This window comes from Gordonia sp. PvP123 (assembly GCF_040547295.1).
In the GTDB taxonomy this organism is placed as follows: Bacteria; Actinomycetota; Actinomycetes; order Mycobacteriales; family Mycobacteriaceae; genus Gordonia; species Gordonia terrae.
Genome location: NZ_JBEPPN010000006.1, coordinates 156,320 through 182,884, shown reverse-complemented (window position 1 = coordinate 182,884; position 26,565 = coordinate 156,320). Strand labels below are relative to the sequence as shown.

The 26,565-nt window shown below is 68.3% G+C and carries 20 protein-coding genes and 2 pseudogenes; 12 read left to right on the top strand and 10 right to left on the bottom strand.

Annotated features, from left to right (window positions below; translation table 11 throughout):
- Positions 1–305: 305 nt before the first annotated feature.
- The 5 genes and pseudogenes from ABIC25_RS24945 to ABIC25_RS13315 all read right to left on the bottom strand — a co-directional run.
- Positions 306–3,566: pseudogene (locus ABIC25_RS24945) on the bottom strand (alpha-(1->3)-arabinofuranosyltransferase); the annotation flags it as partial.
- Positions 3,567–3,714: 148 nt separating this feature from the next.
- A complete protein-coding gene (locus ABIC25_RS13330; protein WP_004023745.1) occupies positions 3,715–3,915 on the bottom strand; it encodes a DUF2613 domain-containing protein in 201 nt (66 codons plus the stop codon).
- Between the two features lie 75 nt (positions 3,916–3,990).
- Positions 3,991–4,712: pseudogene (locus tag ABIC25_RS13325) on the bottom strand (DJ-1/PfpI family protein).
- A gap of 40 nt (positions 4,713–4,752) precedes the next feature.
- A complete protein-coding gene (locus tag ABIC25_RS13320) occupies positions 4,753–5,718 on the bottom strand; it encodes a GlxA family transcriptional regulator (protein WP_354561819.1) in 966 nt (321 codons plus the stop codon).
- Positions 5,719–6,085: 367 nt separating this feature from the next.
- A complete protein-coding gene (locus ABIC25_RS13315; protein WP_354561818.1) occupies positions 6,086–6,643 on the bottom strand; it encodes a universal stress protein in 558 nt (185 codons plus the stop codon).
- Between the two features lie 29 nt (positions 6,644–6,672).
- Between ABIC25_RS13315 and ABIC25_RS13310 the strand changes: the two genes are divergently transcribed.
- Together ABIC25_RS13310 and ABIC25_RS13305 are read left to right on the top strand one after the other, a co-directional pair.
- Positions 6,673–7,875, top strand: a complete 1,203-nt coding sequence (locus ABIC25_RS13310; RefSeq protein ID WP_354561817.1) for a glycoside hydrolase family 3 N-terminal domain-containing protein — start codon at positions 6,673–6,675, stop codon at positions 7,873–7,875.
- Between the two features lie 101 nt (positions 7,876–7,976).
- A complete protein-coding gene (locus tag ABIC25_RS13305; protein WP_004023740.1) occupies positions 7,977–8,579 on the top strand; it encodes a TetR/AcrR family transcriptional regulator in 603 nt (200 codons plus the stop codon).
- A gap of 165 nt (positions 8,580–8,744) precedes the next feature.
- On the opposite strand, the gene ABIC25_RS13300 is transcribed toward ABIC25_RS13305, so the two are convergent.
- Together ABIC25_RS13300 and ABIC25_RS13295 are read right to left on the bottom strand one after the other, a co-directional pair.
- The gene (locus ABIC25_RS13300; protein ID WP_354561815.1) at positions 8,745–9,632 is read right to left on the bottom strand and encodes a MaoC/PaaZ C-terminal domain-containing protein; all 888 of its coding nucleotides are present in this window, start codon (positions 9,630–9,632) and stop codon (positions 8,745–8,747) included.
- Positions 9,632–10,996 (bottom strand): 3-oxoacyl-ACP reductase, encoded by a 1,365-nt coding sequence (locus ABIC25_RS13295; protein WP_354561814.1) that lies wholly within the window; start codon positions 10,994–10,996, stop codon positions 9,632–9,634. The genes ABIC25_RS13300 and ABIC25_RS13295 overlap by 1 nt, the downstream gene beginning before the upstream one ends.
- A gap of 90 nt (positions 10,997–11,086) precedes the next feature.
- On the opposite strand from ABIC25_RS13295, the gene ABIC25_RS13290 reads away from it, so the two are divergent.
- The 9 genes from ABIC25_RS13290 (at position 11,087) to ABIC25_RS13255 (ending at position 22,635) form a co-directional block, all read left to right on the top strand.
- The gene (locus ABIC25_RS13290; protein ID WP_354561812.1) at positions 11,087–12,400 is read left to right on the top strand and encodes an acetyl-CoA C-acetyltransferase; all 1,314 of its coding nucleotides are present in this window, start codon (positions 11,087–11,089) and stop codon (positions 12,398–12,400) included.
- Positions 12,401–12,705: 305 nt separating this feature from the next.
- Positions 12,706–14,403 (top strand): VanW family protein, encoded by a 1,698-nt coding sequence (locus ABIC25_RS13285; protein WP_354561811.1) that lies wholly within the window; start codon positions 12,706–12,708, stop codon positions 14,401–14,403.
- A 79-nt stretch (positions 14,404–14,482) separates the two neighbouring features.
- Positions 14,483–15,262, top strand: coding sequence for an SDR family NAD(P)-dependent oxidoreductase (locus ABIC25_RS13280; RefSeq protein WP_004023734.1), 780 nt, complete (start codon positions 14,483–14,485; stop codon positions 15,260–15,262).
- A 269-nt stretch (positions 15,263–15,531) separates the two neighbouring features.
- A complete protein-coding gene (locus ABIC25_RS13275; RefSeq protein WP_354561809.1) occupies positions 15,532–15,717 on the top strand; it encodes a hypothetical protein in 186 nt (61 codons plus the stop codon).
- A gap of 147 nt (positions 15,718–15,864) precedes the next feature.
- Complete coding sequence (locus ABIC25_RS13270; protein WP_354561807.1) at positions 15,865–17,421, top strand: SLC13 family permease; 1,557 nt, start codon at positions 15,865–15,867, stop codon at positions 17,419–17,421.
- Between the two features lie 89 nt (positions 17,422–17,510).
- Positions 17,511–18,728, top strand: coding sequence for a glycerate kinase family protein (locus ABIC25_RS13265; protein ID WP_354561806.1), 1,218 nt, complete (start codon positions 17,511–17,513; stop codon positions 18,726–18,728).
- A gap of 103 nt (positions 18,729–18,831) precedes the next feature.
- Entirely contained in the window at positions 18,832–20,925 is a 2,094-nt protein-coding gene (locus ABIC25_RS13260) for a TerD family protein (RefSeq protein WP_354561805.1), read from the top strand.
- A gap of 249 nt (positions 20,926–21,174) precedes the next feature.
- Entirely contained in the window at positions 21,175–21,768 is a 594-nt protein-coding gene (locus ABIC25_RS24940) for an LppU/SCO3897 family protein (RefSeq protein WP_435529081.1), read from the top strand.
- A gap of 117 nt (positions 21,769–21,885) precedes the next feature.
- Positions 21,886–22,635: an LppU/SCO3897 family protein gene (locus ABIC25_RS13255; protein ID WP_354561803.1), complete on the top strand. Its 750-nt coding sequence runs from the start codon at positions 21,886–21,888 to the stop codon at positions 22,633–22,635.
- Positions 22,636–22,779: 144 nt separating this feature from the next.
- On the opposite strand, the gene ABIC25_RS13250 is transcribed toward ABIC25_RS13255, so the two are convergent.
- A complete protein-coding gene (locus ABIC25_RS13250; RefSeq protein ID WP_004023727.1) occupies positions 22,780–24,615 on the bottom strand; it encodes an acyl-CoA dehydrogenase in 1,836 nt (611 codons plus the stop codon).
- Positions 24,616–24,862: 247 nt separating this feature from the next.
- On the opposite strand from ABIC25_RS13250, the gene ABIC25_RS13245 reads away from it, so the two are divergent.
- On the top strand, positions 24,863–25,402 hold the full coding sequence (locus ABIC25_RS13245) for an Rv2253 family sensor-like surface protein (protein WP_494337977.1): 540 nt from the start codon (positions 24,863–24,865) through the stop codon (positions 25,400–25,402).
- A 9-nt stretch (positions 25,403–25,411) separates the two neighbouring features.
- Here the strand turns inward: ABIC25_RS13245 and ABIC25_RS13240 are convergent, their stop codons facing one another.
- Together ABIC25_RS13240 and ABIC25_RS13235 are read right to left on the bottom strand one after the other, a co-directional pair.
- Entirely contained in the window at positions 25,412–26,182 is a 771-nt protein-coding gene (locus ABIC25_RS13240) for a deoxyribonuclease IV (protein ID WP_086534264.1), read from the bottom strand.
- 116 nt (positions 26,183–26,298) lie between these two features.
- A complete protein-coding gene (locus ABIC25_RS13235; protein ID WP_004023724.1) occupies positions 26,299–26,514 on the bottom strand; it encodes a hypothetical protein in 216 nt (71 codons plus the stop codon).
- Between the last annotated feature and the right edge of the window lie 51 nt (positions 26,515–26,565).

The window sequence follows — 26,565 nt, the reverse complement described above, 5'->3', positions numbered from 1 at the left end:
CACTCGCTCACCTCGGGGGACGTCGAGGCCGGCGCCGACACCGGGTCTCCGTTCACCAGCGAGAGGGCGTCGACGGTGAAGGCGTCGCCGGGATTGACCGACACCTCCTGCTGTCCGGCGGGCAGGGCGAGCCGACCGTCGCCGCACGGGCGCCCGATCACCGGTTGTCCGCTACGCAGATCAGATGCGCGGGCGCGCACGGACATCCGGACGACCTGACCCGCGGCGGTCAGCCCGATTCCGTCGTCGCAACCGATGTCGACGATCCGGTCGGCGTCCGTACCGGTCGCAGGCGACGGTGACACGCGGACCTCGGCGATCCCCGGTGGTGCGGGACTGGCGAACCCGAGGCTGTTGACGTCGATGAGGTCGGACTGGGCGCGGATGGTGATCTCGATGCGATCGGTGACCGCGGGATCGAGACGGACGATGCCGCTCTCGTCGACCTCGCGGATCTGCTCGCCGGTGCCGAGGTCCACCGCGACCTCGGTGGGTGCGGCGGGATAGCCCCGGGGGGCGACGAGGGTCAGCGCGTCGACCCGTTGCGCCCGGGGGAGATCGAGGACCAGGGTGGGACTGTTCTCGTTCGCCGCCGCGTCCCCGTCGTCCGGGGAATCGGCGGCACCCGCTCGCGACGTCCGCTCATCGGGGATCTCCGGTGCGGTCCACGATGTTCCGGGATCGCCGTCGACGGCGGCCGCGGGCCCGCCGCGGGGATCGGTCACCGGGCGCGGGCCGCGCGCCGTGACCCCATCATCATCGGCGAGAAGACGGTCGAGAGCATCGCCGGGTCGGGGTCGCAGGATCGCGGTGGGGGAGACGGTGACATCCGACGGCACCGAGAGTGCGCGCCCGAACACCGCGGTCGTCTCCGGGGACAGGCCGAGTCCCGGTGCGCACCTTGTCATCTGCCGCTCCGGGTCGGAAACGCAGGACGCCCGTCCGGACAACTCCTGGTAGAGCAGCCACTGGGCGACCTCGGTGCCGGCCTCGAGCTCGGGCAGCACCACGCGATGGCGGATTCGCAGAGGCGTCGCCGTCCGCAGATCGGACACCGTGACCTCGCCGAGCGCGAATTGGTTTCCGGCCGAGCCGTCGTCGGTGCGGAGCGCACGGATCTGCACCCAGCGGGTGGCTCCACTGGGTGCGGTCACCGTCATCGGTTCACCCGGTTCGAGCCCCGAGACCACCGTGCTGCCCGCTTCGGTGGTGATCAGTGCGCTGGTGACATCGGGCCCGAGTGCCTTCGCAGTCGTCAGGGTCAGCGCGAGATCGGTTCGCGGCGTTGTGAAACCGATGCGCATCCATCGTCCGACCGCACTCTCCAACCCGCCGCTCACCCAGGCGCTCTGCGGGTTGCCGTCGAAGGCCGCGGCCGCCGAGTTGGCCGGTGAGGTCTGCCCGGGCTGGACCGCGTCGGCCGCCGCTCCCGACGTCGACACCTCGACCTCGCCACTCCGGTTGTCCAGCAACCACTCCCCGTGGACCAGCGGCTGACCGTCGACGGGGTAGTCGGCGACGGCGTTCTGTGTGCGCCGCGGGTCCGACGGGGCCCGGATCGCCGAACTGTGATCGTCGACGCGGCCGAAGTCGGTCTCCCGGTCGCTGGGCGTGTCGGTCACGATCAACGGGCCGTGGGTGATCCCGGCGCGGCGTGCATCGGCATCGAGGACGACCGGCCCGAGCGGCGGTAGCCCCTGACGTGCTCGGACCTCGGCCAGTTCGGCGACGGCCTCGGGGCCACCGGCGACCCGCGGGAGTCCCGCGGTGTCGACCAGTCGGGGGCCGGTGCCGGCGGCCGGCGAGCCGGGAGCGTCGACGGCGAAGATCTGCACCGCGGGCATCGCGGGCCGCAGACCGTTGTCGCGCACCACCCCTCGAACACTCGGCGGCCCGATCTGCGGACCGAACTCGGCCACGCGGCGGAGTCCGGGCGACTCGTCGAGTGCCTGCTGGGCGAGCAGCGGGCGGGCCGACCGTGAGGTCTCGGGATCGAGATCGGCTCGGAGGACGACGAATCCGATGCCCTGCCCGGCGAGGGTGGCGGCCAGGCCCGGCGAGCCGCGGCCCGCGGCGATCTCGCGCTGCACGGAGTCGAGGGCCCGGATCGCGCCGGGCGGGGTGAGCGGGATCGCGTCGCGGACCGCCCACGGGGTGTCGGACAGGGGTTGCAGCGGTTCGTCGCGGGTGAGTCCCCACAGCTGGTCGGCGAACGGCGCCCCGGGGACGACCAGCGTGCGGGCAGGTGGGCCGCCGTCGTCGCGTTCGCTGTGCTCGGCCAGCCAGTCGGCGGTTTGCAGCCAGTGACGCGGAATCGACTCGTACGTGCCGTTCGGTGCGAGCTGGCCGGTCCACATCAGCGACCCGGCACCGATCACCGCGACGAGCAGGACGATCGCCGCGGCGACCGGACGCGACCGCTGGGGCTGGGCGAAGGCGGAGAGCGTCTCCCGGCGACCGGCGGTTCCCGGAAGGGGAACCCGCGCCAGCAGGTGCGCGACGCCGAGCGCCAGGGGGATGCGGAGCAGCGGCTCGAATTTGTGGATGTTGCGCAGCGGTGCGCCGGACCCGTCGAGGAAGGCGCGCATCTGCTCGGCGACCGGCGATCCGAGTTCGCCCGCGTAGCCGACGCACATCACGACGAGACCGACGCCCAGGATGGTGACGAGCCGGCCGCGGAACGGCATGTGCCGCATACACAGTCCGGCCAGACCCGCGGCCGCGATCGTCCCCGTCGCCAGGACTGCGGCGGGTTGGGTGACCAGCACCGCCCCGGCGACGCGCTCCGCCGACACGAACGGCGTCCACGAACTCGCCCCACGCAGCACCTCGGTGAGCGACGTCCACTGCGTGGTGACCCGGGACGACTCGATGTAATCCAGGAACGGCGGACTCACCCGCGAGAGGATCAGCAACGGGACCACCCACCACGCGCAGGCCAGGGCCAGCCCGACCGTGGTCCAGGCTCCGAACCGCCGCCATCGACGGTCGCGCGGACTGTGCAGCAGCCACCACAGGACGGCGACCCCGAGGGCCGCCAGCGTCGCGACAGCATTGACCGCACCCATCAGCGCCACCGCGGCCGCCGTACGGGCGGCCTCGCGCCAGAGCGGCGGGGCGTCGTCGTCGGCGCGCGTGTCCAGCGCGCGCACCACCGGCACGAGCACCCACGGGGCGAGCATCATCGGCAAGGTCTCCGACGAGATCGAGCCGAGGGTGGTCAGGACCCGGGGGCTCAGGACGAAGACGACGGCGGCGATGATCCGCGAGGCCGGCGAACCCAGCCGCAGGGTCTCGGCGAGGCGGACGATGCCGACGAAGCCGACGGTCAGCAGCACCGCCCACCAGAGACGCTGGACGATCCACGGCGGGACGGCGAGGAGATCGCCGAGCGCATAGAACGCGCCGTGCGGGAAGAAGTAGCCGTAGGCCTGGTTCTGTACCTGCCCCATCGGCGCGTTCGGCGTCCACAGATGCGCGGCGCGGGCGAGGAAACCGAGCGGGTTCGCGGTGAGGTCGAGTTTGGTGTCCGCCGCGATGCGGCCGGGTGACTGCAGGAGACAGATGAGCAGCGAGATCGCGGCGACGACGGCGACGCCGCGCCGACCCAGCCCAGACCGGGTCGGGACGGACTGATCCGGTGGCGAAGGCGGGGTACTCAGTTGCTGCTGCTGTCGATCAGGGGACGCCGGGACCGGCGGCGTCGTGGACGGGTCAGTTGGTCTCGCCGGCTCCGCCGCGCGAACCGTAGTCCACCGAGCCCTGGACGAATCCGTTGTTCGGGCTGATGTTGTTCAGGTCGGTGGACGGGCTGTTCTCGGAGGCCAGGAATCCGCCGAGGAACACCGCGCCGAGTCCCACCAGGATGCCGGCGACCCCGGCGACGGCTCCGGCGACAAGGCGGTTGTTGGTCATGGCGATGAAACTACCATCGCCGAAGTCCGATTCCGGGTGACACCCGCTGACACCAGCGGATCGACCCGGCCGCGGTCATCGACGCGACCGCACTTTCGTCAGGGTGCGATCCCACAGCAGGCGCGCACTCGTCTTCAGCAGTTCGGGCTTGTCGACGTCGCGGCTGAGCAGCATCGTCGACGTGGCGATCGTGCCGGCCGACGCCTTGGACCGATGCCGGAGTCCAGGTGTGGTTGCGGGTCGTATTCGATCATCAGCTGGATGGCCTCGGCGCGTGCGCGCCCGGCGATCTGCTCGGACAGCCACAGCGCGAGATCGATCCCGGCGGACACGCCGGCGGCGGTGACGAGGTCACCGTCGGGCAGCGCACGCACGACGCGTTCGTCCGACACCGGTTTCGCACCGTGCAGGCTCAACCCGGCCATCGACGACCAGTGCGTGGTGGCCGGCTTCCCGTCGAGCAGACCCGCCGCGGCCAGGACGATCGACCCGGTGCACACCGACGTCGTCCACTGCGCGCCCGGCCGGACCGCGCGCAGCCAGTCGAGGACCCTCTCGTCCTGCGACGCGGCCAGGAATCCGGGCCCGCCCGGCACCAGGACGACGTCCGGCGACGGTGTCTCGTCGAACGAATGCGTGGCACCCACCACGAGCACGCCCGAATCGGCGACGACCGGCCCCGGCTCGTGCCAGACGAATCTGACCTCCGCGTCGGGCAGGGCGCGCAGCACCTCGTAGGGACCGATGAAGTCGAGGGCGGTGAACTGCGGGTAGAGGACGATCGCGATCTGGGTCATGAGGGCCTTTCGATTGTCGGGATGTCTCGTTCTGTCTCGTTCAACGGAAGGTGCGGCGGTACGCCTCGGGCGGTACACCGAGGCGGCGGACGAAGGTGCGGCGCATCGTCTCGGCCGATCCGAACCCGCATCGGCCGGCGATCACCGGCATCGTGTCGTCGCTCTGCGTGAGCGCGCGACGGGCGGCGTCGGTCCGGACCCGCTCGACGTAGGTGCCCGGCGCCTCGCCGGTCTCGTCGGTGAAGACGCGAGAGAAGTGGCGTGGACTCATCGACGCGTCCCGGGCCAGGTCGTCGACGCGGTGTGGCCGGGCCGGCTCGGCCTCGATGCGCTCCTGGATCTCCCGGATCGCGGTGCGACGGGCCCGCGGCATCCACACCGGCGGGGCGAACTGGCTCTGGCCGCCCGGCCGGCGCATGTAGAGGACGAGCCATCGCGCGACGAGCTGCGCGAGTTCGGTGCCGTGGTCCTCTTCGATCAGGGCCAGGGAGAGGTCGATCCCGGCGGTGACGCCCGCGGAACTCCACACCCGATCGCTGCCGCGTACGAACAGGGCCTCGGCATCGACCTGGACCGACGGATAACGCTCGGCAAGGAGTCCGGCGACGGCCCAGTGGGTGGTCGCGCGCTTGCCGTCGAGGAGCCCGGCCTCGGCCGCGAGGAATGCGCCGTTGCACACGCTGACGACCCGTCGTGCGCGGTGCGCCGCCCGCCGGATCCAGTCGATCAGTTCGGGATCGCGCGCGGCGTCGTGGACGCCGATGCCGCCGGGCAGGATCAGGGTGTCGAGCGGATCGGCCGGATCGGGCAGCGGGTGCGCGACGAACTCCAAGCCGACGCCGGTGCCCACCGACAGGCCCGACTTCGACACCAGGCGGAGGTCGTAGGTCACCTCCGACCCCTGGTCGGCGAGCGCGATCGACGCGGTGGTGAACACGTCGGCCGGACCCGTCACATCCAGGGCCTGCACCCCGGGAAAACCCAGGATCACCACCGATCGACTCATGAACACATCGTTTCCGACCCGCTGCGTGGCGTCCAGGCCACGCATCCCACAGATCAGGACATGGCCCCGGCTGATTGAGCCGGCTCCGAGCGCAGCAAGGCGCCGAGTCGAAGCCACTTGGTGACCTCGACGGGCGCGGCGGCCTCGCTGCGCTCGGTCGACGCTGCTCGGCCAGCAGGGGGTGGGCGGCGGCCTCGCCTGTGGTTGAGCCCCCACCACGGGTTGAGCCGGCTCCGAGCGGAGCAGGGGAGGTGACCCACTGCTGGTTGAGCCGGCTCCGAGCGAAGCGAGGCGCCGTGTCGAAGCCACCTGGTGACCTCGACAAGCTCGGCCGGCGGGTGGGGGACGCTCGGCCGGCAAAGGGCCCCTACAGCGTGACCTGAGGCTCCTTCTCGCACTTGGCCGGAACGATGAACACCGGACGGTGGCAGTGTTTGAGGACTCGTTCCGCCACGCTGGAGCGCAACAGCGCCTTGAGTCCCGACGCCCCGCGCGTGCCGGTGACCAGGAGGTCGACGTCGAGCGCCTCGGCCGCGGCGACGAGCGCACCCCACACCGTCGACTCCACTTCGACGAGCGACCCACGAGCGGTCAGCCCACATTCGGCCGCGAGGGTCACGCCGCGCTCGTTGATCGCGGCGGCCTCGTCCTCGAGAGCTTGGTCGACGCCGGCGTCGAGCTGGGCGTCGATGAACGGCTGCATCCCGCCGGCAAGGGTGGACATTCGCGCCGGCGTCATGCCACCGGGTTGCCAGGCGGTGACGACCACCGCGGATTGCGCACGGAGAAAGTGTCCGGCGTAACGAATGGCGCGGTCTGCATTCGGCGAGCCGTCGTAGGCGATCATCAGAGTTTGCGCGGCACGGGTACCGCCGCTACCGCTCCCGGCGGTGGCGGACCCGGACGAAACGGACCCCACGTCCATTGGCTCAGACTACATGCCAGACTCGGGGAATGGGCCCAACTCGCAGACCCCGATGGAACCGGAACACGCTGACCGCGGCAACCGTCACGGTTCTGTGCGTCGCGCTCGCGGCCTGCACCGGTTCGACGACGGACTCGCCGCCGCCGACGCCCTCGTACTCGGTGAACGCCGAGTCGCCGCTGTCGTCGTCTCCGGCGCCGACCACCACACCGGTCGCGAACTCCTGCGGCGCAACCGAACTCGCGACGCTGTCGGTGCGTCAGAAGCTGGCGCAGCTGATCGTCGTCGGCGTGACCGGGGCGGCCGACGCGCAGCAGATCGTCGAGAACGAGGAGATCGGCGGCATCTTCGTCGGGAGCTGGACCGACAAGTCGATCCTGACGAGTGGTGCGGCAGCACGGATTTCGCAGAATTCGTCGATTCCGTTGATGGTCACCGTCGACCACGAGGGCGGCCGGGTGTCGCGACTGTCCGCGCTCGGCATCGACAACGCCTCGCCGCGTGAGCTGGCGCAGACCAAGACGCCCGAGCAGGTGCGCGCGATCGCGGCCGACGTGGGCCGCAAGCTCAAGCGTCTCGGGGTCACCGTCGACTTCGCCCCCGTCGCCGACGTGAGCGACGAATCGGACGACGAAGTGATCGGCGACCGGTCTTTCAGCAACGACCCGGCGGTCGTGACCGAGTATGCGGGTGCGTACGCCGCGGGGCTGTCCGACGCGGGAATCACGCCGGTGTACAAGCATTTTCCGGGGCACGGCCACGGCTCCGGTGACTCGCATCTGGGTGTCGTGACGGTCCCGTCGCTGGCGGAACTCCAGGACAGCGACCTCGTGCCGTTCCGGACCCTGCTGCGCGACCCGGGGACCGCAGGCGCGATGGTCGGGCATCTGATCGTCCCGGGCCTGACGAAGGGGCTGCCCGCCAGCATCAGCCGGCCCGCGATCCAGATGCTGCGCACCGGCGTCGGTTACGACGGGCCGCGGTTCGACGGCGCGATCTACTCCGACGACCTGTCGGGAATGGCGGCGATCAGCGCGCAGTACCCCATCGAGCAGGCGGTCGAGAAGTTCATCCTCGCGGGCGGCGACGTCGCGTTGTGGCTCTCCACCGACCGTGTCGCCTCCGTGCTCGACAACCTCGAGCGCGCGGTCTCGGCCGGTCGCCTCGCGCCCGCCCGCCTGGATGACAAGGTCGTGCGCATCCTGCGGTCCAAGGGTGTGGTGAACTGCTGAACCGCCGAGACCGCTGCGCCCCGTGAATGGGGTTTCACCTTACCGATTGGTAAGTTGTTATATCGTCGGTCGGAGCAGTTGTCGTGAACGGAGGTGGGGTCATGTCGGGCGGAACGAAGCGCCTGCCACGCGCGGTGCGCGAGCAGCAGATGCTCGATGCCGCCGTCAAGGTGTTCTCGGAGAATGGCTTTCGTGAGACCTCGATGGACGCGATTGCCTCCGAGGCGCAGATCTCCAAGCCGATGCTGTATCTGTACTACGGCTCCAAGGACGAACTGTTCAGCGCGTGTATCGCCCGTGAGTCGGGCCTGTTCATCGACGCGATGAGCGTCGGCTTCGATCCCTCGCTCTCGCAGCGCGAGCAGGCAGTCACGGTGATCCGCGAGTTCCTCCGCTTCGTCCACGAACACCGGCAGTCCTGGCGGGTGCTGTACCGCGTCGCCATCGGCACGGCCGGTTTCGCCGGCATCGTCTCCGAGAGCCGCCAGCGGGTCACCGAGATGGTCGCCCAGCTGATCAAGGCGGGCACCACGGTCGAAGGTGCCAGCGACATCGACTTCGAACTCACCGCCGTCTCGATCGTCGGCGCCGCCGAGGCGGTCGCCGACCGCATCACCGAAGGAGACGTCGACCTCGAGAAGGCCACCAACCTCCTCGTCGGCATCACCTGGCGCGGCCTGAAGGGTGTCGGTACCGACTCCTGAGCCGGCCCGCCCATAGCTCCTGCGTGGTGGCCACCCTTCCGCTCCCTGTGGTGAGCCGAAAATCAGTGCAACGCAAACGCTCCCGCGGCCCCGCTTCCTATCCGCTGATTGGATCCAATAAGCGGGACGGAAACGAGACCGCGGGAACGGAATGCGAAAAGTCCCTCAGCCCTCCCGCGTCGTCGCGGTGAGGTGTGGGAATCCCTTGCGACGGTCGCGGATCGAGATGTCGAAGTTGCCCTTGCCGTCGATCCGGCGGGTGTAGAGGTTCACCTTGGCCGGCAGCAGGATCGGCTTGCCGAACCTGACGTCGTAGGTGACCGCGTCGGGCAGCTGCGCCTCGACGTTTGCGATGGCCGCTGCAGCACTCCACATCCCATGGGCGATCGCCCTGGGGAACCCGAAGGCCTTGGCGGGCAGGTTGCCCATGTGGATCGGGTTGCGGTCGCCCGAGGCGGCTGCGTACTCGCGGATCCGCTTGAGGTCGACGGCGAGGATGGCGTCCGGCGGCGGCGGGGTCTTCGACTTCGGTTCGGGACCGCGCGGTTCGTCGGACAGGCTGGTGCGCTGCTGCTTGAGGAACGTCGCCGTCTGTGTGGTGACCAGCTCCGACCCGACGCTGATCTCGCTGACGACATCGATCAGAATGCCCTTGCGGTGCTCGCGGAGGTTCTCCGCGTGCGTGACGATGTCGAGCGGCTCACCGGCCTCGATGGGCCGCTTGCGCTCGATGGTGTTCGTCATGTGCACCGAACCGACGGCGCCGAACGGGAACTCGTCGGAGGTCATGAGCTTCATGGTCACCGGGAACTGCAGCACGAACGGAAACGCCAGCGGCAGGGTGTCGCCGAAGCTCTGCCCGGTCGCGTGGCAATACGCCTGCAGCGCAGCCGAGTCCACTCGCACACCGTCGAGTCGGTAGCGGGTCTCCGGAGCGACGGCGTCGGCCGGAACCCGCGGCGGCTTGCCGATGCCGGGCAGCATCGCGGTGACCGCCTTGCCGTACAGCTCGGCGGTGCCGGGTGCGGCGGGGAGGGTGATCGTCTTCGCCATCAGGCCCCCAGGAATCCCTGGCCGCACACGCGGACCACGTTGCCGGTGATGGCATTGCTCGCCGGGTTGGCGAAGTAGGCCACGGTCTCGGCGACGTCGACGGTCTGGCCGCCCTGCTGCAGCGAGCTCATCAGGCGCCCGGCTTCGCGCGTGGCGAGTGGGATGGCCGCCGTCATCTTGGTCTCGATGAAGCCGGGTGCCACAGCGTTGATGGTGATGCCCTTCTCGGCCAGGATCGGCGCGTAGGCGTCGACGAGACCGATGACACCGGCCTTCGACGCGCCGTAGTTGGTCTGGCCGCGGTTGCCCGCGATGCCGGCGATCGACGACACGTCGACGACGGCGCCGCCTTCGCGCAGCGCGCCCTTCTCCAGCAGCGTCTCGACGAGGGTCTGCGGGGCGATGAGGTTGACCGCGATGACCGCGTCCCAGCGGGAGTCGTCCATGTTGGCGAGCAGCTTGTCACGGGTGATGCCGGCGTTGTTGACGATGATGTCGATGCCGCCGTGACGCTCGAGTGCGTGCTCGGCGAGCTTGGCCCCGGCGTCGGCCGCGGTGACATCGAGCGGGAACGCCGTGCCGCCGACCTTGTTCGCGGTCTCCGACAGCGCGTCGCCGGCCTGCGGGACGTCGGCGGCGATCACGTGGGCGCCGTCGCGGGACAGGACCTCGGCGATCGTCGCGCCGATGCCGCGTGCGGCGCCGGTGACGACGGCGACCTTGCCCTCGAGCGGGCGGTCCCAGTTCTTCGGTGCGGTCGCGTCGGCGCCGCCGACCCGGATGACCTGGGCATCGACGAAGGCCGACTTCGCCGACAGTACGAAGCGCACGGTCGATTCGAGACCGGTCAGACCGGTCTTGGCGTCGGGCGACACGTAGACGAGCTGAACGGTCGAACCCTTCAGGAGCTCCTTGCCGAGCGAGCGGGTGAAGCCCTCGAGAGCGCGCTGCGCGACGCGCTCGGACGGGTCGGTGACCAGTTCCGGCGTGGTGCCGATGACCAGGAAACGTGCGCACGGGGCGGTCGACCGCATCGCGGGCTGGAAGAACTCGAACAGCTGGCGCAGCTCAGCGGGGGAGGTGATGCCCGTCGCGTCGAAGACCAGACCACCGAACTTGTCGGCGCTGCGGCCGGTCGTGGCGTTCTGGATGAGGTCGTAGTCCTCGGTCGAGAGCATCTCGCGAAGCGGTTCGACGAGGCGGCCGGACCCGCCGAGCAGCACCGGACCGGGCAGCGGGGGCTCGGAGGCCCTGTAGCGGCGCAGCGGCGGCGGGACGGGCAGGCCGGCCTGTTTGGCGATGAAAGCGCCGGGCGCGGAATGGACGAAGCTCGAGTACAGGCCAGTGTTTCCGTTGGCGGCCACGTTGATCTCCTCTGACTGTCGTTCGACAACGAACTTACTGATGAGTAAGAATACGCTATAGATATCGCACCCGACCCTTGGGAGATCGACGTGGCCGAACAGTCCAACCCCGCAAGTAAGCCGAAGACCCGCAGCGATCGCCCCGTCGCGATCCTCGGCGGCAACCGCATCCCGTTTGCGCGTCAGGACAAGGCGTACGCGAAGGTCAGCAACCAGGAGATGTTCACCGCCGCACTCGACGGTCTCGTGAGCCGCTTCAGCCTGCAGGGCGAGCAGCTCGGCATGGTGGCCGGTGGCGCGGTCCTCAAGCACGCGCGTGATTTCAATCTCATCCGGGAGTCGGTGCTCGGTTCGGCCCTGTCGCCGTACACGCCCGCCTTCGACATCCAGCAGGCGTGCGGCACCGGACTGCAGGCCATCACGACGGTCGCCGACGGCATCGCCCGTGGCCGGTACGACGCCGCGATCGGGGGCGGCGTCGACACCACCTCGGACGCGCCGATCGCTGTCGGTGAGGGCCTGCGTCGTCAGCTGCTCGAGGTCAACCGGGCCCGCAGCACCAAAGATCAGCTCCTCGGTGCGGCGAAGTTGCTGACCAAGCTCGGTATCGAGATCCCGCGCAACGGCGAGCCCCGCACCGGCATGTCGATGGGCGAGCACGCCGCCGTCACGGCCAAGGAGTTCGGCATCAAGCGCGCCGATCAGGACGAGCTCGCCGCGCGCAGCCACCAGAACATGGCCGCCGCGTACGACTCCGGCTTCTTCGACGACCTGATCACCCCGTTCCTGGGCCTGACCCGCGATCAGAACCTGCGCGGCGACTCCACCGCGGCGAAGCTCGCCAAGCTGAAGCCGGTCTTCGGTGTCTCCCTGGGCGACGCGACGATGACCGCGGGCAACTCGACGCCGCTGACCGACGGCGCGTCGACCGTGCTGCTGGCCAGCGACGAGTGGGCCGCCGATCGCGGACTGCCGGTCCTCGCGTACTTCGTGGACAGCGAGACCGCCGCGGTCGATTACGTCAACGGTCCGGACGGGTTGCTGATGGCCCCGACCTACGCGGTGCCGCGCCTGCTCGCCCGCAACGGGCTCACGCTGCAGGACTTCGATTTCTACGAGATCCACGAGGCCTTCGCGTCGGTGGTCCTCGCCACCCTGCAGGCCTGGGAGTCCGAGGAGTACTGCAAGGAGCGCCTCGGCCTGGACTCCGCGCTGGGGTCGATCGATCGCAGCAAGCTCAACGTCCATGGTTCGTCGCTGGCCGCGGGCCACCCGTTCGCCGCCACCGGCGGCCGGATCGTCGCGCAGGCGGCCAAGCAGATCAAGGAGAACGGCGGCGGTCGTGCGTTGATCTCCATCTGTGCCGCCGGCGGGCAGGGCGTCACCGCGATCATCGAGGGCTGATCGGGACGGGGTCGCATCGAACGCGATGAGCCCGGAATCCCGACAGGTGGGACGGATCGGCGACTGATCGGCCGATCCGTCTCACTTTCGTGGGACGAATGGGGGTACTTCGTCACATATTCGACAGAATCGGCCTTCCGGGGATGCCTCCGGCCGAAAAGTAGCGTAAATATGTCTATAGCTCCGGCTGCGCTGTCAGACCCCCGACCCGACAGCTCGGCCGGAGCGCCCACTTTTTCCGACCGTAGTTCTGCGGCCACCGCCTGATCGGCCCAGTCGTCAGTCCGGCCCAGGTGCCAGCCACGATGGATGGAGTTGTGACCCCAGGCTCTCGCCGAGCACGATCCGCGCTACGCGCTGTGCTCGCCGTCGTCGCCGTGATCACCCTCGTCCTCGCCCTCGACCTCGTGGCGACCCACTCCGACTCCGCGCGCAACGCCGTCGTCGGCGGGATCGACGCGGGCGGCCGCGACTCCGCCGAACTGGACCCCGTCCTCGACGAGCTGACGGCCCGGTCAGAGCGGCCCGTCGTGCTTCGGACGCCGGAGGGTTCGGCCGAGGTCGCACCCGCCGACCTCGGACTCGCCTTCGACGCCGACGCCACGCGTGCCCGCCTGCTCGAGCAGCCGCGCAACCCGCTCGTGCGTCTGGCTGCGCTGTTCGGCCGTGACGCCGACATCGAACCGGTCGTCACCCTGGATCGAACCGCGATGAACGCCGCGCTCGATGGCCGGCGCACATCTCTCGAGAAGGCCGCCGTCGAAGGCGGCGTGCACTACGACGGCACCGAACCGGTCGGGGATCAACCCGCCGCGGGCGAACGCATCGCCCGGGACGCGGCGGCCGCCACCCTCATCGACCGCTGGCTCGACGGTGCGCCCGTCGACCTGCCGATGGAGCCTTTCTCGCCGACCGTCACCGCCGAGGTCGTCGCCGCCACCGTCGCCGGGCCGGCCGAGCGCGTGACGTCGGCTCCCGTGCGGCTTGTCGACCGGCGGAAACGGACGGTCGAGGTCCCCGCGGGCGACCTGGCGTCGATGCTGACCTTCGGCCCCGACGGGCGCGGCGGGCTCAGTCCCCGGGCCGACGAGAAGGTGGGCCGCGAGATCCTCGCCCCCGACCTCGACGCCTCCCAACGGGCCCCGGTCAATGCGAGGTTCAGCCTCGCGTCCGGCCGTCCGGTGGTGGTGCCCGGGGTCGACGGCGCCTCGATCAACTGGCCGAAGACCCTCGCCGCCGTCGCGAGGAGTGCGGCGGCCGACGGTGGCAATCGCACGGTCGAGGTCGTCTACGACGAGGTGGAGCCGAAGCTCACGACCGACGCCGCCCGCAAGCTCGGGGTCACGGAACTGATCAGCGAGTACACCACGGGCGGGTTCTCGAGTGCGTCCGGCGAGAACATCCGGCTCGTCGCCGCGGAGGTCGACGGAGCGCTCGTGCTGCCCGGAAAGGTGTTCTCGCTCAACGGACACACCGGCCCGCGCGGTTCGGAACAGGGCTACGTCGAGTCGACGATCATCGACCACGGACGGGCGTCGAACGCGGTCGGCGGCGGCATCTCCCAGTTCGCGACGACGCTGTACAACGCGGCGTACTTCGCCGGGCTCGAAGATGTCGACCACACCGAGCACGCGTACTACATCTCGCGGTACCCCGAGGCGCGGGAGGCGACGGTCTTCGAGGGCGCCATCGATCTGAAGTTCCGGAACAACACGCGGCACGGTGTCCTGATCGAGACGAGCTGGTCGCCGTCGTCGGTGACCGTGCGGCTGTGGGGCACCAAGGCATTCGAGGTGGAGTCGGTGACCGGCGAACGGTTCGCGACCACCGATCCGCAGCGGGTTCGCGTCCCCCGCGGGGACGACTGCATCCCCAGTAGTGGGAGCAAGGGTTTCACGACGTCGGACACGCGCATCATCAAGGACGCACGGACCGGCCGGGAGATCGACCGATCGACCCGCACCGTCCGCTATGCGCCCGAGCCGATCGTGAAGTGCGTCTGACCCGACGGCGTGATCTCGATGCGGGGTGTTTCGCGGAGGGGCTTTACCGAGCGATAGAACGCTCGATAGGCTCCGGGTCGTGGATATCAATGGAGCTAGTGCAATCGTCACAGGTGGCGCGTCGGGTATCGGCGCAGCTGCGGCTCGCCAGCTGGCGGCCAAGGGTGCGAAGGTCATCGTCGCCGACCTCAACGCGGACAAGGGCGAGGAACTCGCCAAGGAGATCGGCGGGCAGTTCGTCGCCGTCGACGTGACCTCGACCGAACAGATCGAAGCCGCCGTCAATGCGGCCACCGAACTCGGCCCGCTGCGCGCGCTGGTCAACTCGGCCGGCATCGGCTGGGCCCAGCGCACCATCGGCCGCGACGGCGAGTTCGGCTCGGCGCACAACCTGGACGCGTACAAGAAGGTCATCGCGATCAACCTGATCGGCACCTTCGACTGCATCCGTCTCGCCGCCACCGCGATGAGCCGCAACGAGCCGCTCGACGCCCACGGTGAGCGCGGTGCGATCGTCAACATGGCCAGTGTTGCTGCCTTCGACGGCCAGATCGGCCAGGCCTCGTACTCGTCGTCCAAGGGTGGCGTCGTCGGCATGACCCTCCCGGTCGCGCGCGACCTGGCGGCGGTCGGCATCCGCGTCAACACCATCGCCCCCGGTCTGATCGACACCCCGATCTACGGTGAGGGCGAATCTGCCGAGGCGTTCAAGGCCAAGCTCGGCGAGTCGGTCCTGTTCCCGCACCGCCTGGGTGCACCGGACGAGCTCGCCTCGATGGTCGTCGAACTCGTCACCAACAGCTACATGAACGCCGAGGTCATCCGCGTCGACGGCGGCATCCGGATGCCACCGAAGTAGACCGCGAGATGATCGACGCCCGCCGGAGCGCGGGCGTGGCTCTGATCGGAGCCGTTGCGGCCGTGTCGATCATGTCCGCATGTGCCACCGAGACCTCGGGGACCGCCGTTCCCGAGGTCTCGCCGATCGCGGTCACGACCAGCGAAACCCCGACGACGACTACGACTACGACTACGGGAAGGACGACGGCTCCCTCCACGGCGAGCGCGTCGCCCCGGTCTCGGGTCGCGGTTCCGCCGCAGTCGGGCGCAGCAACCGATCCGGACGAGATGACCTGCGGTACTTATCTGTCGCTCACCGACTCCGAGCAGATCGCCACCGTCAACGAGTTCGCGGACCGCCATGGCAAGGAGCTGGTCAAGAGCAATCCCAACAGCTACCTGCTGGTCCGCGCCTTCTGCGTGGGTGATCCCGACACGCTTCTCAAGGACAACCTGCTCTTGCAGGGCAGCTGACCGACATTCGCGAGGACGACCCTCGTCGAGCACACGCACCGTCGATCATCCGGCGGTGCGTTTCTCGTTGTTCGTGACCTGTTCACGTGAAAGAACTTTCATGCGCGTCTCATGGAGGCGTCACACCCACGCTCCATTGTTGTCGCCATGAACGTTCCGCACGCGATCGACCGACACCCGGGACACCCGGTGACGATGTACGCGACGCGACCGCCTGCGCATCCTGTCGTGTCCCCGCCACCCCGACGCGGTGTCCGGGACGTCGTCGGCGGGGTGCTGAGGCCCTGGGCGGCAGCAGGTCTCGCCGTGGTGGTGGCCGCCGGCGCGTTCGTCGGCCGCGCCGGCTGGTCGGGGGAGCTGTCGTTCGACGCCGTCGTGACGCTGCTCGTCTTCCTGATCGCGGTGTGGGCGTGGATCTTCTCGCCCCTCGATGACACCTACGTCGCCCTGGGCGGTGGCATCGCATTGGTGGTCTTCGGGATCATCGACGCCGACACCTTTGCGGGAACTCTTGGCTCGGGAGTGATCTGGCTTCTGATCGGGGCCTTCGTGATCGCGGCTGCGGTCACGGCGTCGGGACTGTCGGCCCGGGTGTCGGCGCGGGTCGTTCGCCGGGCCCGGACACCACGTCAGCTGGTGCACCTCATCACCGCTGCGCTCCTGCTGACCACCTTCGCAGTCCCGGCGACGTCCGGGCGTGCGGCACTGGCACTCCCGATCTTCCTCGCTCTGGCCGCGGTCCTGCGTGATCGGCCGCGACTCGTGCTGTGTCTTGCACTGGTCTTCCCGTTCGTCATCCTGTTCTCGGCGGTCGGATCACTCCTGGGTGCCGGCGCGCACCTCATCACTGCTGAGATCGTCTCGGCGGCAACAGGAACGGGCATCGGATTCCTACAGTGGGCGGTACTGGGCGTGCCGCTGGCCGTCGTGTGGTCGCACCTCGCGGCGGAGGCGGCGCTGTGGCTGATGACCGATCACGGCGAGCGGTCCCGTCCGCTGTCCGTGCCGCCGAACGCATTCGAGACGGCCGGGATGGCGACCTCCGGTCCGTTCACGCCCGCGCAACGCCGCGTGTCGGTCATCCTCGGACTCGTGATGGTGCTCTGGTGTTCGGAACCGCTGCACGGCGTCGACCCGGCGATCGTCGCGGTGCTCGGCGCGCTGGCCGCGTCCGCCCCGGCGGTCGGCGCGACTACGCTCGGTGCGGCGCTGAAGACCATTCCGTGGACGCTCCTGCTGTTCATGGCCGCCACGCTCGCCCTCGGGATGGCTCTCAACTCCAGTGGCGCCGCGCAATGGCTGGCGGATCGGGCATTCGGTTCCATCGCCGAGACCGGCCCGGCTGCTGCGATGGTGTTCGTCGTCGTATCGGCTGTTGTCTCGCTGCTCGCACACCTCGTGATCCAATCCCGTTCTGCCCGTTCCGCGGTGCTGGTCCCGATCATCGTGGTGACCGCGCCGGTCGTCGGGGTGGACCCGGTTGCCGCAGCCTTCCTGTCCACCGCGGCCGCCGGATTCTGCATCACCCTCACGAGTTCGGCGAAACCGGTCGCCATGTTCGCCGCGAGCGCCGACGTACCGGGTTATCAACCGCGCCATCTGCTCACGATGTCGGCATTGCTCGCACCGGTGTCGCTGGTGGTGCTCCTCATCTTCGCGTGCTGGGTCTGGCCCTACCTCGGCCTGCCCCTGCTCTCGTCCTGACCGTCGCGCCGCGACTGTCCCGACAGTGCCTGGGGCACCTGTCCCGCCCCATCGTCAAGACCTCGTCCGATCGATCAACAGGAGTGCCGATGTCCGTCCGAGTTCCGCAACGAATCCTGGTCGCCCCGAGTGGTTTCAAGGAGAGCCTCGACGCCGTGTCGGTGGCCGGTGCCATCGCCGCGGGGGTCCGGCGCACGCTCCCCGGGGTGCGGGTCGACATCGCGCCCATCGCCGACGGCGGCGAGGGAACGGCGCGCATCCTGGCCGCCGCGGGCAACGGGCGGCTCCACGAGCTGACCGTCTGCGGCCCCACCGGCGATCCCGTGCAGTCGCACTGGGCCGAGGTGGGCGTCGGCCGGAATCGCATCGGTGTCGTCGAGATGGCCGCCGCCGCGGGACTGGCGCTCGTTCCGGCCGGACAGCGCGACCCGGGCGCCACCACCACCTACGGTGTCGGCCAGCTGATCGCTGCGGCGCTCGACGCCGGGGTGTCGGCGATCCTCGTCGGGTGCGGCGATTCGGGCACCTGCGACGGCGGTGCCGGCGCGCTCCAGGCCCTCGGCGCGCGCGTTCTGGATGATGCCGGGCACGAGATCGGCCGCGGTGGTGGTGAACTCGCACGCGCGGCGTCGCTGGATCTGACCGGTCTGCATCCCCGCCTCCGTGAGACCGAGATGGTGATCGCGGGCAATCCGCACAACGTCCTCACGGGGCCGAACGGTGTCGCGCGAGTCTTCGGACCGCAGAAGGGGGCGACGCCGGCGCAGGTCGACTCGCTGGCAGCTGCGCTCGACGTCTGGGCGGACGTCCTGCAGCGGGACGGGCTGCCCGACATCGACTATCGCCACGGGGCCGGTTCCGGCGCCTCGGGCGGCCTCGGCGCGGGACTCGCCGCGATCGGCGGAATCCTGCGATCACGGTTCGACGCCCTGCTCGATTCCGGCCTGTCGGGTATCGATCTCGATCATCGGATCGGCAAGGCCGACCTCGTGATCACGGCCGAGGGTTCCATCGACTTCCAGACCCCGCACGGGAAGGTGCCCGCCGAGGTGGCCCGCCGCGCGCAGCTTCGAGGCGTTCCGGTGGTCGCGCTGGCCGGGTCTCTCGGTCACGGCGCGCCGTCGGTCCACGATGTCGGGATCGGGGCGATCGCATCGATCATCGCGGTACCCATGCCGCTGTCGGAGGCCGTCGCCAACGGCGAACAACTTCTCGCCGACGCCGCCGAGCGCACGATGCGGATGATCCTCCTCGGCGCCGCGGTCTCGGCCCGCGCAGGACAGCGGAAGCGCAGGAAGGCGGTCTGACCGGTTTGCATCTACGGGACCAAATCCCCCGATCGGTCGAATGAGCTCCCGTTTGCTGTCCCTACTTCTCGATTCACCGCACGCCGATAACGGGTAAGCCAATATGTTTGTCGAGGTGGAGCCTCGAGAGCTGTCCAAGGGTGGAAATGTATCCGTCGACGAGGTGGCCGGCGAGGCCTCACCACGACTGGTGTTCGTCATCCAGACGGAAACCGTCGCGGGTAGGGAGATCGGACTCGATGCCGGAATCCTCATCCTCGGCGAGGACGGGCGAGTGCGTTCCAACGATGATCTGATCTTCTACAACCAACCCAGCGGAGTGGGCGGTGCCGTGCGATTGGTCTCGGCCGACGCACACGCACAGGACGCTGACGATGAGTCGTTCAGGCAGCGTGATGCCGTGGAGGTCGATCTCGCACGGATCCCCGACTCGGTTGCACGAATTGTCGTCACGGCCAGCACAGACCCTCGGACGGAACTGAGCTTCGGAGACGCAGGACTCGTCACCATGTCCGTTGCGCACGCCGACCAGCCCGACGCTCCCTTCGTCGTGCATGCGATGGAGGGGTTGTCATCCGAACGCGCGCTGATCTTCGGCGAGATATACCGCCGGAACGATGCCTGGAAAGTACGAGCCGTCGGTCAGGGATACGACGGAGGACTCGAAGCTCTGGTGTCCGATCACGGTATCGAAGTCGACGACGCAGCGACAGTCGATGATCTACCTGATGCGTCTGATCACACCGAAAAGTCAGACACGGAAGTAGCCGACTTACCAGCTGACGTGAGCTCGGCCGAGGCCGCTCTGACCGCCGACGCAGCGGTGGCGCGTGCTGACGACGTCAAGCAAGACATCGGACCCGCACTCGGTGACCCGGGCGCCAAAGTCACGATCGCACGTAAACGACGACCGGCAGCTCTGCCGAAGGACTGGGCGTCGCGATCCTTGGCATATCTGCCGCCGCGCGAAGATGAATCGGAGTGGAAACGGGCGCGGCTGTTTCCATCTGCGGGCATCAAGTCGGCCGTCGAACAGGAGATTCGGACGACCTCGATCTTGTTGGCGACGATGGAGACGGTCCCAGAGTTCGGGCGTGCGGTTCTCGGTCAGACCGGAGCACCGCGAGGGCGTATCGAGACCTTCACCGAGGTTCGGTTCACGGTGGCGGGCGAGGAAGTCCGGCCGGACGGGTTGATCAGGGTCAGCCGAGGCAGCAAGGTGTGGCGAGCGTTGGTCGAAGTGAAGACCGGTCGTGCGGAGCTGACCGGCGATCAGATCGGGACCTACCTGAAACTGGCGAAGACCAAGTCGCTGGACGCGGTGATCACGATCAGCGGCGATCTGATGGCGTCTCCCGACCTGCATCCTTTCGTCGTCGAGGCACGGCCGTCGAAGAACATCGTCTTGAAACATCTTTCGTGGGAGGAGATCCTTGCCGAGGCGATGATCGTGCATGAGCATGTCGGCGTCGACGACAGGGTGCGCGCTCGCCTGCTGGAAGAGATGCTCTGGTACGCCGCCGACAACCAGTCCGGCATGCGGACCTTCGACGACATGGGTAAGCAGTGGGTCAAGATCCGGGAAGCAGTGAAGAACAAGACCGTCGGCGCTTCGGACGACTCGACTTCAGACGTGTGCGATCGATTTGATCGTCTGGCTCGGCATGTGGCACTCCGGCTGAGTGCACTGACCGGTCAGCGGGTGACCGCGCAGCCGCCGGCAAGCCGGGTGGACACAGTCAGTCGTGCACGGCAATTGGCAGACTCGGGAGAACTTTTCGCGTTGTTGCGCGTGTCTGGAGCAGCTGGTCCGGTGGCAATGCACGCCGATCTCGGCCGTGGGCGTATCGGCTGCTCGTTGAAGACCGCCGCACCGCGGACAGGGCGAACGCAGACCAAGATCAATTGGCTGGTTCGTCAACTTGCCGACGCATCAGACGATCTGCGTATCACCGCCCATCATTCGGGGAGTCGGGTTGAGTCGACTGCTGCGTTGCTGAAGGACATTCGCACCGACCCCTCCACTGTCATGCCGTCCGACGGTCGCGACATCCGCGAGTTCACAGTGACCATGGAGTCGTCGATGGGCTCGAAGCGCTCCGGAAGCGAGGGCGGATTCGTGACCGCCATGGTCCTTCTGGCCACCGCGTTCTATGCGGACGTGGTGGAGCGCGTCCGGTCTGGACGCGACGTCTGAACAGCGGAGCTGATCTACCGGACCCGCAGGAATCCCGTCGGGCCAGCAAATCCAACAGTGGATGCGGCGATCCGCGATCGCGAGGTTCGGGATAGTCTTCGCGGCGTGACCAATTCGCCATATCAGTCGGGGGAACCGCGATTCGGACCACAACCCCCGCCAGGGCAGTACCCTCCGCACCCGGGTTTTCAACCGCCGACTCAGCCGTACGGGGCTCCGCCTCCATACGGAGTTCCGATTCCCGGAGGCATGTACCCGCTAGGACCGCCGTTCCCGCCGCCGCGGAAAAAGAAGCGCACAGGGCTATGGCTCCTGCTCGGCGCTGTCGTGGGATTGGTCGTGTTCGCAGTCGGGGGACTCGGCCTCCACCGACTTGGTGACTCCATTCCGCCCAGCACAGTGGTGGTCAGCAGCGATGACGTCTCCGTCGGCGAGTGCGTCCAGGTAGAAGCACGGCAGGCATCGCTTGTCGTCAAACGAGCCTCGTGCTCCGGCTCCGGGTTCCGGTATGTCGTTGCGTCGGTGTCCGTCGGCAAAGATACCTGCGGTCCCGAGTACGCGAAGTTCTGGTTTTCGAGCAAGTACCCGTCTGCCAACGGTGCGCTGTGTCTCGCGGAGGTCTTGCACCCTGGCAGCTGCTACTACATTTCGGCCGCCACCGAAGGTCTCGCCATAGCCGAGACTCGCGAGATCGACTGTGCGAAACCAGTTGTGATACCTGGCGCAACCAATATTCGGGTCAATTCGAAAACGGCGGGCAAACCGACCTGCCCCGAAGGTCAGTCCGAGTACTTCATCCCAAGACCGACCCCCACCGGTTACTGCCTCACCTTCCTCGAGTAACACCTCGCCGACCAAAGAACCTCACTTCGACTACTGGACTTCGATCGAAGTGCATGAGTCGAGTCGAGGTTCGCCGGTGTGCCGGACGTACCGGTGGGGGCCGGTAGTCTTCGCGGCGTGACGAACTCGCCATATCAACCGGGGGACCCGCGATACGGGCCACAACCACAGCCCGGGCACTATCCACCACAGGGCGGGTACCCGCCACCGAATCAGCACTACGGTGCTCCGCCACCGAACCAGGTGCCCTATGGCACGCCGCCGCCCTATCAGGGTGGCCCGATGCCGGGTGGGATGTACCCGCCCGGCCCGCCGTTCCCGCCGCCGCCGAAGAAGAAGCGCACCGGATTGTGGGTCGTGCTGGGCGTCGTGGGCGTACTGCTGCTCATCGTGATCGCCGGCGGCGTGGCGAGGGTGTTGTTGTCCGCGTCGCAGGGTGGTGGGATCTCGGACGTCAGTGACGTCGAGGCGGGCGAGTGCATCGTCGTGACCGCGGAACCGGACACGCTCAAGGCCAAGGAAGTGTCGTGCGGCGACACCGACTTCCACTATGTCGTCGCGGAGAAGTCCATCACGCAGGGACTGTGCGGCGCCAACTACTCGCGCTACTGGGTGGCGGGCCAGGATGGTGCCCTGTGCCTTGCGCCGGTGTACCAGGAGGGGCGTTGCTACTACCTGCCGGCCGCGACCACCGGCACTGCCCTCGCCGAGATCCGTGAGATCGAATGCGGTGCACCGGTTTCCGGCGGAACAAACATCCGCGTCGACACCAAGGCTTCGGGTGAGACCGAGTGCCCCGACGCAGATGGCAGCTATTTCGCGGACAAGCCGCGGCCGGTCGGATATTGCTTCAGCGTCATCGAGTGATCTGCGTTTCGACGCAAAGAAGAACTCCCACCGGCGGATTCGCCGGTGGGAGTTCTTGGTTAAGGCGTCAGCAGCTCAGAAGGCCGCTTCGTCGAGCTCCATGATGTCCCTCGGCGGGCGGCCTTCCGTCTGACTCCTTTTGCCTCAGAAGGCCGCTTCGTCGAGCTCCATGATGTCGTTGTCGATGTTCTCGACGGTGACGCGGACCGCGGTGAGCAGCGGCAGCATGTTCTTCGCGAAGAAGCTCGCCACGGCGACCTTGCCCTCGTAGAAGGACTTGTCGGCGTCGGAGGCCCCGTTGTCGAGGGCCGCGAGAGCCACCTCGGACTGTCGGAGGAGCAGCCAGCCGATGAGCAGGTCGCCGACCGCCATCAGGAAGCGGACCGAACCGAGTCCGACCTTGTACAGCTCGGCCGAGTTCTCCTGTGCCGCCATCAGATCGTTGGTCAGCGAGGCGGCCATCGCCTGCACGTCGTCGAGTGCGGTCTTCAGCAGTGCCCGCTCGGTCTTCAGCCGGCCGTTGCCCGCCTCGGAGTCGATGAAGGTCTGGATCTGTCCGGCGACGTGTGCGAGGGCCTGGCCCTTGTCGCGGATGATCTTGCGGAAGAAGAAGTCCTGGGCCTGGATGGCCGTGGTGCCCTCGTAGAGCGAGTCGATCTTCGAGTCACGGATGTACTGCTCGATCGGGTAGTCCTGAAGGAAGCCCGAACCGCCCAGTGTCTGCAGCGACTCGTGACCGAGGGTGCCGTAGGCGCGCTCGGAGCCGACGCCCTTGACGATCGGGAGCAGCAGATCGTTGACGCGGTGGGCCATCTCGGGATCGGCGCCGGAGACGATCTTCGCGGCGGCGGTGTCCTGATGCGACGCGGTGTAGAGGTAGATCGCGCGCAGACCCTCGGCGTAGGCCTTCTGGGTCATCAGCGAACGACGCACGTCGGGATGATGGGTGATCGACACGCGCGGTGCGGCCTTGTCGGTCATCTGCGTCATGTCCGCACCCTGGATGCGCTCCTTGGCGTACTCGAGCGCGTTCAGGTAACCGGTCGACAGCGTCGAGATGGCCTTGGTGCCCACCATCATTCGCGCGTGCTCGATGACCTCGAACATCTGCGCGATGCCCTTGTGCACGTCGCCGACGAGCCAGCCCTTGGCGGGGGTGCCGTGCTGACCGAAGGTGACCTCACAGGTGGCCGACGCCTTGATTCCCATCTTGTGCTCGACGTTGGTGACGTAGACGCCGTTGCGCTCGCCGAGTTCGCCGGTCTCGAAGTCGAAGTGGAACTTGGGCACGAAGAACAGCGACAGGCCCTTGGTGCCCGGCCCGGCGCCCTCGGGGCGGGCGAGCACGAGGTGGAAGATGTTCTCGGTCATGTCCTGATCGGCCGAGGTGATGAACCGCTTCACGCCGTCGATGTGCCAGGAGCCGTCCTCCTGCTCCACGGCCTTGGTGCGTCCGGCGCCCACGTCGGAGCCGGCGTCGGGCTCGGTCAGCACCATGGTGGCGCCCCAGCCGCGCTCGGAACAGATGGCGGCCCACTTCTTCTGCTCATCGGTGCCGTTGTTGTAGAAGATGTTGGCGAAGCCGGCGCCGGCGGCGTACATGAACACGGGCGGGTTCGCGCCGAGGATCATCTCGCCGATCGCCCAGTACAGCGACCGGGGAGCGGGGAGTCCGCCCAGTTCCTCGGCGATGCCGATCTTGTCCCAGCCGCCTTCGACCAGGGCGTTGTAGGACTTCTTGAAGGACTCGGGGATCGTGACGCTGTGCTCGTCGGGATCGAAGACCGGGGGATTGCGATCGGCGTCGACGAAGGACTCGGCGATCGGACCCTCGGCCAGCGCGCGGACCTCGCGCAGCATGTCGACGGCGGTCTCGCGGTCGAGGTCACCGAAGTCGCCGGACTCCAGTACCTTGTCGAGCTCGAACAGTTCGAAGAGGTTGAACTGCAGGTCGCGCATGTTGCTCTTGTAATGGCCCATGGTGGTTCCTTGTCTGGTGTGGCCGTCTGCGTTGGCATCCTCGACCCGGTCCGATCGCTCACGGATGTGCGCGTACCGGCCGGGTGAGGGGCCTGGTCGGTCCGAGCTATGTTACTCGCCGGTAACCATAGAATAGCCCCATCTTCTCGCCGGATCAATCGGAAGATGTGTGATCTGCGCCCGCGGGTACGACGACGAGAATCGCCCAACGCCGACGCGCCGCCCGGATCTGCGCTGCAATGGGTGAATGCGCAGATCTCCCATCGCCGGACGCCGAAATATGGTGGTCGTTCCGGCGAGCATCGTGACCGTGATCCTCGCCCTGGCCGCCGGGTTGCTGGTGAGCGTCGCTCCCGCCGACGCGGCGCCCAAGCCGACCTGGGACGGCGTGTACTCGCTGAAGCGGTTCGCGGCTTCCAAGACCGGGACCAGCCTGGCGGCACGGCAACGCGAACCCGACTTCTCCGACGACTACACCTTCGACACCGATTGTGTGCGCACCCGATGCGTCGCGACCGTCGTCGGCGGACCCAAGCCGGCCAATCCGACGCTGCCGCAACCGCCGCGATACACCTGGCAGAACGGTTCCTGGGTGCATCGCTACAGCTGGCAGTGGGATTGCTGGCAGGGGGTCGGCGTGCCCAAGGTGTGGCGTCCGGCGCGGTCGGTCGCCACCTACAAGCCGCAGAGCGACGGATCCCTGAAGGGCGTGTGGCGGACCACGATCTACGGCGGGCCCTGCCGGGGGACGGTCGTCATGAACGTCGCCGCCTACCCGGTCCGGTGACGCGACGAACTACAGCGACTCGCGCAGATAGGCGAGGTCGTCGGGGATGCCGTCGCCCGGCGTCTCCAGGATGACCGGCGCGCCCGCCGCCTCGGCGACCGCGACGAGGACCTCCGGGTCGATGTGGCCCGACGCGAGGTTGGCGTGCCGGTCGCGGCCGGAGTCGAACTCGTCGCGAGAGTTGTTGAGATGCACCAGATCTATCCGGCCGGTGATCTGGCGGACCCGCTCGACGAGCCCGACGAGGTCTTCGCCGCCGGCCCAGGCGTGGCACGTGTCGAGACAGAAGCCCGCCTGATCGAAGTCGCCGACGGCCTCCCACAGCCGGTCGATGGACTCCAGCGTGCGCGCCATCGCGTGGTCGCCGCCCGCGGTGTTCTCGATGAGAATCGGGACGCCGAAGCCGCCTTTGTCGACCTGACGGTCGAAGAGCTTGCGCCAGTTGGCGAAACCCTCGGCGCTGTCCTCGCCGTCGCGCAGATGGCCGCCGTGGACGACGAGTCCGAAGGCGCCCAGCTCGGCGGCAGCGGCCGCCTGCTGTTCGACGGCCTTGCGCGACGGCATCCGCAACCGGTTGTTCAGGCTCGCGACGTTGATCTGGTAGCTGGAGTGCACGACGACGTCGATGTCGGACTCACGGAACTCCGCCGCCCGAGGGTTGGGCTGCGGCTTCTTCCAGCTCTGAGGGTCTGTGACGAACATCTGGAAGACGTCGATCCCGAGTTCGGCGGCCGTGGCCAGTGGGTCGGCGTCCTCGCGAAGATGTGCTCCGATGCGCATGCGACAACGATAGTTGCCCTCACCGACGGGCCGACGCCCCCGTCGACGCCGATACGCGGACACGCCCGAAGAGGGGCGACGTTCGTCCGGCCGCGTCTCGACCCCGGACCCGCGCGTCACTCACCCAGGCACGGCTCGGTCTCGATGGTAATCGGCACCCCGGGGGCGATGAGGAGCCGACAGGGTGCCGCGCTGTCGTGATAGAGGTTCAGCCACTCGTGTCCGCGGGTTCCGTCGGCGTAGACCGCGTCGAGGGTGCGGTTCAGTCGGGCCTCCGCCTCCTTGTTGATGATGTAGCGCTGGTCGCCGTAGCGCAGGTAGCGATTGGGCACCGAGACCTCCTTCAGGGGATCGACGCCTCCAGTGTGATCCACAACACCCCG